We start from the raw sequence: 10,133 nt of genomic DNA, 5'->3' as shown, positions 1-10,133 counted from the left end.
GTTCCGCTTGGAATAATCTTGCCGCCTTGCCTGACACCATTCGATCCATCGGTCTTAGAAAGTGGGCTCACACAGGTCAGTGCCCATAACCGTTGGTATTATGCAGGCAGGCGCAGGATAATCGCATCCTGTCCGGCAGCCTGCCATTCCCGCATTGGGACAGGCGGACGTGGTTCCCCCGTCGCGGCGGAATGATCGATATGCCACGGATTCCCCTCCAGACGCACCGCCACCCAGCCATCGGGTTTTTCCTGCTTTGGCATAAGGCCGACAAGGGTCATGTCGGTCATGGGATCGTAACAGGCAAACTGGCGCGCACAGCCCTGAAACACCAGTTGCACGCAGGCATGGACGTCATGCATGCGGGTCAGGTGCACCAGCAGCAGGCCATCCGTTTTTTCCGCTGCACTGAATATCAGGCTGCCACCGCCCCGTCGTACCTCAACCGGCAGGATGGTGGCACCATCCGACCGGGACGGGGTGATGACGATCGTCCCGCCATCAATACCAAAAATTCCCTGGTTCCAGTCATGCAGTTCATGCAGGCACAGGCTGATCCACGCACCGGAACAGGCCAGGATCGACTGCAGGGAAATCGCGGATATATGCCTGCAGCCACTGCGGGAGCGGGCAACGGCGCGGCGGATCATATCCATATCGAAGTGCCCGCCGCTACAGGCGAGGCGTCCTCCACTGTACGAAATGGCTGTTGCAGAACCGGACCGCCTGCCCATGTAGTGTCGTCCCCTGTTACATATACATGTTCCATCTGAGGAACATGATTGAAAAAAGCACCTGAAATTACGTTTTTTTACAGAAACAAATTCTTTATTCCGCATTCCAATGACCGAAAAAAACATCCAGAATGCGTTTGAATTCCTTTATTTATATTTTAAATAATGTTTACAATAATAGAATTTACTTCCTATTTTAGGCAAGCTTCTTAACACCCAACGTAAAATCTGTCCACTTTCTGAAAATACGACTTATTTCAAAGTCTTATAGTGATTTCCAAGCCGCAAGGGCACGCGCACGCCCACCTGCCAGATCCACGATGGGCGGGGGATATCCGGCAGGGGCAACAGACCCGGCCTTCCATGGCGCATGGATGTATTTATCGGGCAGACGGGCGATTTCAGGCACCCATTTCCGTACATACTCCCCAGCGGGATCGAATTTCTCCCCCTGCGATACCGGGTTGAATATGCGAAAATAGGGGGCGGCATCCAGCCCGCACCCGGCCACCCATTGCCAGTTGAAGGGATTGCTGGCGGCATCCGCATCCACCAGCGTATCGGCAAACCACGCTGCACCCGCGCGCCAGTCAGTCAGCAGATGCTTGGTCAGGAATGACGCAACAATCATCCGCACGCGATTATGCATCCAGCCCGTATGCCATAGCTCACGCATGCCCGCGTCAATAATGGGATAGCCGGTTTTCCCTGCCTGCCACGCCCGCAGCGCCGCCGGATCATGCCGCCATGGCATGCCGTTGAATTCACTGCGCAGATTGGTCGTGCCCAGATCGGGAAAGTCAAACAGGGTGGACTGCGCGAAATCCCGCCATCCCACTTCACTCAGGAAACAGGCGGTATCCTGATCTCCCTGTCCTGTCGCATCCACCGCGTGCCAGATCTGCCGGGCGGATACATGACCAAAGCGCAGATAGGGCGACAGTCCCGATGTGGCAGGTTGCGCGGGCAGTTCACGCCGCGTGGCATAGCCATGAACCTGTTCCGCAACAAAGGAATCCAGACGGGCATGGGCCGCCGCCTCCCCCGGTTGCCATTGCCCGCGCAATCCTCCTGCCCAGTCAGGCCGCACAGGCAGAAGGGCAAGGTCCGGAACCGCCACAAGCCGGTCCGCAACCGCGGACGGGACTGGCGCGAAGGTGGTCCGGACGGGCGCAGGCAGCGGGGGCAGGGGCGCCCCCATGGCCTGCACGGCACGCCACCAGGGCGTGAAGACGCGAAAAGGTGTGCCCTGCTTCGTGCGGACCTGCCACGGTTCATGCAGCATGTTGCCGGGATGGCTGCATGCGTCGATTCCGCGCGCCTTCAATGCCGCCTTTATGTCCGCATCCACCTGCCGGGCATGAGGGCCATAACGCCGGTTCCACACCACACCCTCCGCCCCGGTCTGGCCAACCAGCCAGGACAGGTTTTCCCGCGAGTCCCCGGCCATGATCCAAAGCCGGCCACCACATGCGCCCAAGTCATGGTCCAGCGCCGTCAGCGCCCCGTGCAGCCACCATTTTTCCGCACCGCCCAGCGGAAAGGCCGGGTCGTGGATATACAGGCATATGACCGGCCCGCGTGCAGCAGCATCACACAGGGCGGGATTATCCATAAGGCGCAGGTCATCACGAAACCACATGATGGTCGGGGCACGATCGGGAAGGGTCACGGTTTTCCGGTGGGCTGGAAGCATCATCATTACGGTCCTGTGTGGACACAATCCCCCGACCCGTCAAATGCGTGGTCAGTGCGTGGGCGCGACTTCCCGGGCAACTGCCGCATCTTCCTGCCTGTGTTCGGCGTCCTGTGCCTCGTCATCTTCGAACATGGCGCGGCATTTGGGGGAAAGCTGATCAAGCTTGCTTTCCAGGCATTCCGTCATCAGTTTTTCGTTCGGAATGTCAAGAAAGCACAGCCGGAAGACATCGCCCTTGCAGGCGCTGGCCTGGTCCTCACGTCCTGCGGCATGCGCGCTGGCACTGACCAGTACGACGGCCATGGTAAAATGGAATGTCCAGATCAGGCCGTGCGCCCCATAACGCCACACGGCGGGAATGCATTGCATCTGGCTGTCTCCCTTCAGATAATGACATGGCAATTTTTGTTATATCATCCAGCGCATTGCAGTTTGCCGCCTGAGTCAAGACACATCCATGCAGTGCTGCCATCATGGAACGATGCAGATGCAGGCTGCAAAAAGTTCCCGCGGGAATTCACGTCTTTTCTTCATAAATCCGTGATGGGACACATCCGCCCCTGCCTACGTTGGCTTCATATCCCTGCCCACTGATTATTGAAGGAGCCAACCCATGGCCAAAGCAGCAACAGACCAGATCGGACAGACGGCAGACAAGGTTGCGGATGTGCTGACAGGCGCGCGCACCGATACATCCGGCCTGATGAGCGCGGTCATCGCCTATATGGGTGATGCCGGCAGCCCCGGACGGCGCGACCTGCATGACCGCGCCCGCAGGGCGGGGCTGGAGGCGCAGGTCACGCAATGGGAAAACCATCCGACCAATACCCCGGTTGGGGAAGATGTGGTGACCCGGCTGATTCCCGCCCCGGTCATCGACCGCTTCTCTGCCGAGACGGGACTGTCCCACAACGCCACCATCAAGGGCCTGTCCGACCTGCTGCCGCACCTGTCGCGGCTGGATGGCTGATATACGCCCATGGCCTGCGGGTCGGCATGTTTTCCTGTTTGCATGCCCGCCCGCGGGCCTATGATCGTCTCATCTGATATCAGCACAGCAGGCAGGACGGGTTCATGAACAGCGTCAATTCCACCCCCGCGCCATCACCCGGCGTCGTGATCGTAACAGGGGGCAGCCGGGGCATCGGCCATGCCATAAGCAGCCTGCTGGCACGTGAAGGCCATGCCGTCGCCATCAATTACGCCGCCAACGCCGCCCCGGCGGAAGAACTGGCCCGCACCATCACGGCCCACGGCGGGCGGGCACTGGCGATCCGGGCCGACATATCGAAGCCTGAAGAAATCCGCACCCTGTTTGAACAGGCAGCCGATCTCGGGCCGCTGACGGGACTGGTCAACAATGCAGGCATTACCGGCACGAAGGTGCGGGTTGATGAACAGACCGCCGAAACACTGGATACCCTGTTCAACATCAATATCCGCGCCACCATGCTGGCATCGGGCGAGGCCGTGCGGCGCATGTCCACCCGCCATGGCGGAAAGGGCGGCGTAATCGTGAACCTGTCCTCCGTCGCGGCGCGTCTGGGTGGGCTGCCGGGGCTGGTTCCCTATGCCGCAAGCAAGGCAGCGGTCGAGACCTTTACCCGTGGCCTGGCCAATGAAGTCGCGCGGGAAGGCATACGCGTCAACGCTGTTGCCCCCGGCCTGACCGCAACCGACATGGTACCGCCCGAAACCGCGAAACTGGCGGAAACTGTCGTCCCCATGGGGCGGGTGGGGCATGTGGACGAAATCGCGCAGGCGGTGGCCTTTCTCCTTTCTCCCGCATCATCGTATATGACAGGCAGCGTGATGACGGTATCCGGGGGTCGCTAGGGGCCACCGGACGACAGAACAGGAGAAGCACACCATGTACATTGCCATGAACCGTTTCCGTATCCCGCCAGAAAACGAGCAGGAATTCCGTGAACGCTGGCTGGGGCGTGAAGTCCACCTGCGCACCGTGCCCGGCTTTGTCAGTTTTCAGTTCCTCAAGGGCCCCACGCATGAGGATTACATCCTCTACGCCTCGCACACCGTATGGGAATCGTATGAAGCCTTTGTCGGCTGGACGCAGTCGGAACAGTTCCGCGCCGCCCACGCCCATGCGGGCAACCGCAAGCCGCTCATGGCCGGCCCCCCGGTGTTCGAAGGGTTTGAAGTGCTGCAGAATATCGAAAACTGAACTGACTGCCCTGCCCCCCGGCCTGAACGGGAGGATTGGTCCCACAGCAGAAAGGCGCGTTCCATGCCACCAGTCACCTGTCCGTTCCCACCCACCCGGCGCGCCCTGCTGGCCGGGGGGCTGGTTACGGGCGGATTATGGGCAGGTGGCCTGTCCACCCGCGCGATAGCTGCGGACAACCTGCCGCAACCGGCAAGCGTGATCTCCACCCCGCCCCGGCAATGGGGGGCGGATGCACCGGTCACGCCGTTGCCGGACCCGGACATACTGGTACTTGATCCCGGCTTCGGTAATCTGGCCTACGCCAATGCCGGCCTGAAACTGGCATGGCGTGGCGGCGGATGGCTGGAAGGCCCGGCATGGAACAGCGAAGGACGCTTCCTGCTGCTGAGTGATACGATCCGTGCCCAGCAGTACCGCTATTTGTGGGAAAATGGTGCGGTTTCGGTCTTCCGTGACTATTCCTACAACAGCAACGGCAATGCCTTTGATAATGAGGGCCGTCTGGTCAGTTGCGAACACGGCATGCGCCGCGTGGTCCGGTGGGAACATGACGGGTCATGCCGCGTACTGATCGACAGTTACGGCGGCGCACCTCTGAACTCCCCCAATGACGTGGCGGTCCACCCCGATGGCAGTGTCTGGTTTACCGATCCCGGTTATGGCGACACGATCGTGGAAGGCCACCCCGACGCCCCCGGTGCACCCGCCAACCGCAACGGGATCGAACGCTGGACGCTGGATGGGGAAGTCGTGACCCAGTTTGGCGGACACAGGCGGCAGGAAGACCATGTCTTTCCGCGTGGACCCGGCCACCGGCGATGTCCGCGCCGTCCTGACACAGCAGCAGTTGCCGGACCCGAACGGAATTGCGTTCTCACCTGATGGAAAGATCGTCTATGTCATTTCCGATGGCCCCGGACCGGGACAGGACGGTCATGGCGGTGACCAGCATATCCATGCAGGTGACGTGGTGGGCGGCGACGTGCGCAACCTGCGCCCCTTCGCCGACATGATGCTCAATGGCCACCAGATGATTCCCGACGGCATGCGCACCGATATTTTCGGCAACCTGTGGTGCGGGGCCAACGGGCCGCTGGGGCTGTGTGGTGTTGTGGTGTACAACCCCCACGGCCACATGATCGGGCGACTGCGCCTGCCGCGCGGGGTATCGAACCTGACATTCGGCGGCCCAAAGCGGGATGTGCTGTTCATGTGCGCGGGCGATGCGCTGTTTACCCTGCAGGTGAACACGCAGGGGGCCGCGCCCTCTTAGATCTCAAGTTTCCGGGCGCCGCCTTTTTTTAAAAAGGCGGCGTTTAACGAAGCTTTTTGAAAAAAAGCTTCGCCAAATACTTTTATCTGCTTTCAGGCATCAGGCTCCACCCACGCCCTTGCCCACCATGTCCAGCGGGCGGACAAGACGGTCAAACGTCACTTCATCCACAAAGCCCGAGGCAAGGGCGGCCTCCCGCAGGCTGATGTCATGCTCCATGGCCTGATGGGCGATGGCGGACGCCCGGTCATACCCGATTTCGGGGCTGAGTGCTGTGACCAGCATGACCGAACCCGCTACATAAGAATCAATGCGCTTGCGGTTCAGCTTCGTGCCCTCGACCGAAAAGACCCGGAAATTATGGCAGCCATCGGCAAGGATCCGGATGGCATGCAGCACATTGGCCACAATGACCGGGCGCATCACGTTCAGGTCAAGCTGCCCCTGGCTACCCGCGAAGGCCACGGTGGCATCATTACCCAGCACCTGTGTGCAGATCATGACCATTGCCTCGCACTGGGTCGGATTGACCTTGCCCGGCATGATGGAAGACCCCGGTTCATTTTCCGGCAGGCGCAGTTCGCCCAGACCACAGCGCGGCCCGGACCCGAGGAGGCGCATGTCATTGGCGATTTTGAGCAGCGTGACCGCCACCCCGCGCAGGCCGGCGGATGCCCGTACCATGGCGTCCAGCCCGCCAAGGGCCGCGAATTTATTGGGCGCGGTGACAAACGGCCTGTCGGTCAGCGCGGCAATGCGTCCGGCAATGGCACGGCTGAAGCCCGGCGGGGCGTTCAGGCCGGTGCCCACCGCCGTCCCGCCCGCCGCAAGCTGCAGCAGGCCGGGGCGCGCGGCCTCGACCGCTTCCAGCGCATCTTCAAGCTGCTGCGCCCAGCCGGACCATTCCTGCCCCACCGTCAGTGGCACAGCGTCCTGCAGGTGGGTACGGCCAATCTTGACCACCTGCATCCATTCCTCGGCCTTCGTGCGCAGGCTTTCGATCAATTCACGCACGCGCGGCAGCAGGCGGCTGTCGATTTCCAGCAGGGTTGCGACATGCATGGCGGTGGGAAAGGAATCGTTGCTCGACTGCCCCATGTTGACATCATCATTGGGGTGTACGGGGGTCTTGGACCCGACGGTCCCGCCCAGAAGCTGGATGGCGCGGTTGGCGATGACCTCGTTCACGTTCATGTTCGTCTGGGTGCCCGATCCGGTCTGCCAGACAAAAAGCGGGAATTCGGAATCCAGCCTGCCCGCGATCACCTCATCCGCAACGCGGCTTATGACGTCAGCCTTCCATTGCGGCATGCGCCCGTCGGCCGCATTGACCTGCGCCGCCGCTTTCTTGACGATGCCGTAGGCGTGGCAGACCTCGATGGGCATATGGTCCCGCCCGATCGAAAAATGCACAAGGCTGCGCTGTGTCTGCGCGCCCCAGTAATGGTTTGCGGGAACATCGATTCCCCCCATCGAATCCTTCTCGCGCCGTGTGCCGGTGGCATCAAGGCCGATGGGACAGTCCCTGATCGTGGGTTCGGTCATGCTGGCGTTCCTTCCCTTTATGGTTGAAGGGAATATGGGCACACCGCCGGGCTTTCGCGCCCCCGCCCGGCATCACAAGCGGGTGCGCGGGGTAGCGAGGGCTACCTGCTGGCCACTGCCCTTCCTACATGCGCGTCAGCAGCAGCATGGCCCCGAACCCCATGAACACAAGCCCGGTCACGATGGAAAAAACCCGCCGCACCACCGGCGTGCGCAGCCATGCGGACAGGACGCGCCCACCACCGGCATAAATCCCGTACCAGAACACCTCCACCGCCGCGAAGGTCACGACCAGAATGATATATTGCGGCATGCGCGCGGCGGCAGGATTGACAAACTGCGGCAGGAAGGCCGCGGCGAACAGCAGCAGCTTGGGATTGCTGATCCCGGTCAGGAACCCGTCACGGAACAGGTCCCGCATGGCGACGGGCGGCAACATGGCCATATCCACCCCGTCATCGCCCGCCCCGTCCCGCGCGCGCCATACCCGCACGCCCAGGAACACCAGATACGCGGCCCCGATCACCCGCAATACCGCAAACAGCCGTGGCGAGGCCGCCAGCACCCCCGCCATGCCTGCCAGCGATGCACTGACCACCAGCACGATCGCCAGCATGCACCCCGCCATGACCCCGACACTGCGCGGCACCCCATACCGGATGCTGGTGGACATGACGTGCATCATGTTCGGTCCCGGCATTGCGGATAATACAAAAGCGGTGGCCGCAAACAGCAGCCATGTATGAAACGTCACCTGTCCGGACCAGCCTGTTCATGATGTCAGGAAGGCACCATGCCGCCTTCCCTTGACGGTCGGCAAGTCCATGCTATAAGAATATGTTATATTATAACACTCTGGTCGTCCCCATGCCGCTTTCCCCTCCTGTTTCCACATTGTCCCCGGACCAAGGCAGACGGACAGCCATGCATCATCCCGCCCCCGCTGTTCCCCCTTCCCCGCTGCCACTGACATGGATGGCGCGCGCATGGTGGCAGCGCCTGGCGTGCATGACCCTGCCATGCGCGGTATTATGGGCACTGATCGCATGGGCCGTGGCGGCGCCATGACCCATGGTACGATCCGGCTGGAAGATGCCGCCGCCACGATGGGCGGCCAGCCGGTCTGGCAGCATGTCAGCGGCAGCTTCAGTCCCGGCAGCATGACAGCCATTGCCGGCGCCAACGGTACCGGCAAGTCCACGCTGCTGCGTGTCATAATGGGCGAACTGCCACTGGCGCAGGGAACGATCACGCGCGGTGGCCTTGGCCCGCGTGACTTTGGCTACCTGCCGCAGGCCCGTATCATCGACCGGAACTTTCCCATAAGCGTGACCGACATGGTCCTGGGCGGGGCATGGCGACAGACCGGAGCCTTTGGCCGGGCGGACCGGACGGTACGCCTGCGCGCGGCGGCGGCCCTGCGGCGCGTCAACCTTGAAGGTCAGGCGGAGCGCATGATCTCGGCCCTGTCCGCAGGCCAGTTCCAACGCCTGCTTTTTGCCCGGCTGCTCATGACCGATGCGCAGGTCATCGTGCTGGACGAACCCTTTACCGCGCTGGATACGCCCACGACGCAGGACCTGCTGGCGCTGGTCTGTGAATGGCATGCGCAGGGCCGCACCATCATTGCCGTGCTGCATGACATTCACCAGATCCGCACCTGCTTTCCCGATGTCGTGCTGCTTCACGCCGGGCGAGCGACATGGGGCCGGACGCCCGACATCCTGACACCGGTCACCCTGCAGCGCGCCTATGGCGGGGCACGGGATCCGTGGCCGGAAACGGGAATGCAGGCATGAGCATCCTGTCCACGTTATGGGACCCCTTTGCGTCGTTCGGCTTCATGCGCCGCGCGCTGGTGGCGTCCGTGACCCTTGGCATGGGGGCGGGGCCGGTTGGCGTCATGCTGCAGTTGCGGCGGATGAGCCTGATTGGCGATGCGATGAGCCACGCGATCCTGCCGGGGGCCGCCATCGGGTTCCTGCTGGCGGGTGGCCTGTCGCTGACTGCCATGGGGCTGGGCGGTATCGTGGCGGGGTTGGGCGTGGCCCTGCTGGCCGGTCTGGTCAGCAGACGCACCCAGCTTGCCGAAGATGCCAGTTTCGCCAGTTTCTACCTGACTTCTCTGGCGCTGGGCGTACTGATCGTCTCCGCGCGCGGGTCGAATATCGACCTGCTGCATGTGCTGTTCGGTACCATACTGGGCATTGACGCACCGGCGCTGTACCTGATGGGCGGCATCACGACGCTCACCATTGCCCTGCTGTCCATCATCTGGCGGCCGCTGGTCATGGAATGTGTCGATCCCGGCTTCATGCGCATGACCGGCGGACAGGGCGGGCTGTACCACATGGCGTTCCTGTTTCTGGTCGTCATCAACCTTGTGGCGGGGTTCGAGGCGCTGGGCACGCTTATGTCGGTAGGCATGATGATGGTGCCCGCCGCGACCGCACGCCTGTGGACGCGCCGGCTACTGCCCATGATGGCGCTGTCCGCCCTGACAGGCATGGTGGCGGGGCTGATCGGACTGCTGGTGTCCTATCATTTCCGCCTGGCGGCGGGACCATCGATCATCCTGACGTGCAGCGTGCTGTATGTCCTTTCGCTTGTCATGTCGCCCGCAGGCCTGCGCGCGGCCCATTCCTGATTGTCTGAGGACAGGTTCAGTGGCCGATCCACAGGATGGCCAGCCGG

The 10,133-nt window shown here is 62.1% G+C and carries 10 protein-coding genes and 1 pseudogene; 6 read left to right on the top strand and 5 right to left on the bottom strand.

From position 1 onward, the window contains the following. Positions 1-98: 98 nt before the first annotated feature. From CFR80_RS11460 to CFR80_RS11450, 3 genes are all read right to left on the bottom strand, one after another. Entirely contained in the window at positions 99-656 is a 558-nt protein-coding gene (locus CFR80_RS11460) for a hypothetical protein (protein WP_010515797.1), read from the bottom strand. Between the two features lie 343 nt (positions 657-999). Further along, positions 1,000-2,436: a cryptochrome/photolyase family protein gene (locus CFR80_RS11455; protein WP_110507386.1), complete on the bottom strand. Its 1,437-nt coding sequence runs from the start codon at positions 2,434-2,436 to the stop codon at positions 1,000-1,002. Positions 2,437-2,481: 45 nt separating this feature from the next. Further along, positions 2,482-2,802: a hypothetical protein gene (locus tag CFR80_RS11450; protein WP_048856021.1), complete on the bottom strand. Its 321-nt coding sequence runs from the start codon at positions 2,800-2,802 to the stop codon at positions 2,482-2,484. Positions 2,803-3,046: 244 nt separating this feature from the next. Here CFR80_RS11450 and CFR80_RS11445 point away from each other — a divergent pair, with 244 nt between their 5' ends. The 4 genes and pseudogenes from CFR80_RS11445 (at position 3,047) to CFR80_RS11430 (ending at position 5,894) form a co-directional block, all read left to right on the top strand. After that, complete coding sequence (locus CFR80_RS11445; RefSeq protein WP_010515800.1) at positions 3,047-3,403, top strand: YidB family protein; 357 nt, start codon at positions 3,047-3,049, stop codon at positions 3,401-3,403. A gap of 104 nt (positions 3,404-3,507) precedes the next feature. Beyond that, positions 3,508-4,269: an SDR family NAD(P)-dependent oxidoreductase gene (locus CFR80_RS11440; RefSeq protein WP_010515801.1), complete on the top strand. Its 762-nt coding sequence runs from the start codon at positions 3,508-3,510 to the stop codon at positions 4,267-4,269. Between the two features lie 34 nt (positions 4,270-4,303). Beyond that, on the top strand, positions 4,304-4,618 hold the full coding sequence (locus CFR80_RS11435; RefSeq protein WP_010515802.1) for an antibiotic biosynthesis monooxygenase family protein: 315 nt from the start codon (positions 4,304-4,306) through the stop codon (positions 4,616-4,618). 63 nt (positions 4,619-4,681) lie between these two features. Then, positions 4,682-5,894, top strand: a pseudogene (locus CFR80_RS11430) (SMP-30/gluconolactonase/LRE family protein). Positions 5,895-5,993: 99 nt separating this feature from the next. On the opposite strand, the gene fumC reads toward CFR80_RS11430, so the two are convergent. Next, positions 5,994-7,439: a class II fumarate hydratase gene (fumC, locus tag CFR80_RS11425; protein WP_110507385.1), complete on the bottom strand. Its 1,446-nt coding sequence runs from the start codon at positions 7,437-7,439 to the stop codon at positions 5,994-5,996. Positions 7,440-7,563: 124 nt separating this feature from the next. Further along, positions 7,564-8,193: a LysE family translocator gene (locus CFR80_RS11420; protein WP_010515806.1), complete on the bottom strand. Its 630-nt coding sequence runs from the start codon at positions 8,191-8,193 to the stop codon at positions 7,564-7,566. A 232-nt stretch (positions 8,194-8,425) separates the two neighbouring features. Between CFR80_RS11420 and CFR80_RS11415 the strand changes: the two genes are divergently transcribed. Next, positions 8,426-9,238 (top strand): metal ABC transporter ATP-binding protein, encoded by an 813-nt coding sequence (locus tag CFR80_RS11415; protein ID WP_010515807.1) that lies wholly within the window; start codon positions 8,426-8,428, stop codon positions 9,236-9,238. Next, a complete protein-coding gene (locus tag CFR80_RS11410; RefSeq protein WP_010515808.1) occupies positions 9,235-10,086 on the top strand; it encodes a metal ABC transporter permease in 852 nt (283 codons plus the stop codon). Before CFR80_RS11415 ends, CFR80_RS11410 begins: the two co-directional genes overlap by 4 nt. The last annotated feature ends 47 nt before the right edge of the window (positions 10,087-10,133 follow it).

Source organism: Komagataeibacter oboediens (assembly GCF_003207815.1).
GTDB lineage: Bacteria > Pseudomonadota > Alphaproteobacteria > Acetobacterales > Acetobacteraceae > Komagataeibacter > Komagataeibacter oboediens.
The sequence above is the reverse complement of the archived record's forward strand: the minus strand, read 5'-3'. Positions and strand labels throughout refer to the sequence as shown.

What these genes read in the sequence shown, in the direction of transcription:
- CFR80_RS11460 (WP_010515797.1), bottom strand. Translation starts at nt 656, where the DNA reads ATGGATATGATCCGCCGCGCCGTTGCCCGCTCCCGCAGTGGCTGCAGG.
- CFR80_RS11450 (WP_048856021.1), bottom strand. Translation starts at nt 2,802, where the DNA reads ATGCAATGCATTCCCGCCGTGTGGCGTTATGGGGCGCACGGCCTGATC.
- fumC (WP_110507385.1), bottom strand. Translation starts at nt 7,439, where the DNA reads ATGACCGAACCCACGATCAGGGACTGTCCCATCGGCCTTGATGCCACC.
- CFR80_RS11445 (WP_010515800.1), top strand. Translation starts at nt 3,047, where the DNA reads ATGGCCAAAGCAGCAACAGACCAGATCGGACAGACGGCAGACAAGGTT.
- CFR80_RS11440 (WP_010515801.1), top strand. Translation starts at nt 3,508, where the DNA reads ATGAACAGCGTCAATTCCACCCCCGCGCCATCACCCGGCGTCGTGATC.
- CFR80_RS11435 (WP_010515802.1), top strand. Translation starts at nt 4,304, where the DNA reads ATGTACATTGCCATGAACCGTTTCCGTATCCCGCCAGAAAACGAGCAG.
- CFR80_RS11455 (WP_110507386.1), bottom strand. Translation starts at nt 2,436, where the DNA reads ATGATGATGCTTCCAGCCCACCGGAAAACCGTGACCCTTCCCGATCGT.
- CFR80_RS11415 (WP_010515807.1), top strand. Translation starts at nt 8,426, where the DNA reads ATGGTGGCAGCGCCTGGCGTGCATGACCCTGCCATGCGCGGTATTATG.
- CFR80_RS11410 (WP_010515808.1), top strand. Translation starts at nt 9,235, where the DNA reads ATGAGCATCCTGTCCACGTTATGGGACCCCTTTGCGTCGTTCGGCTTC.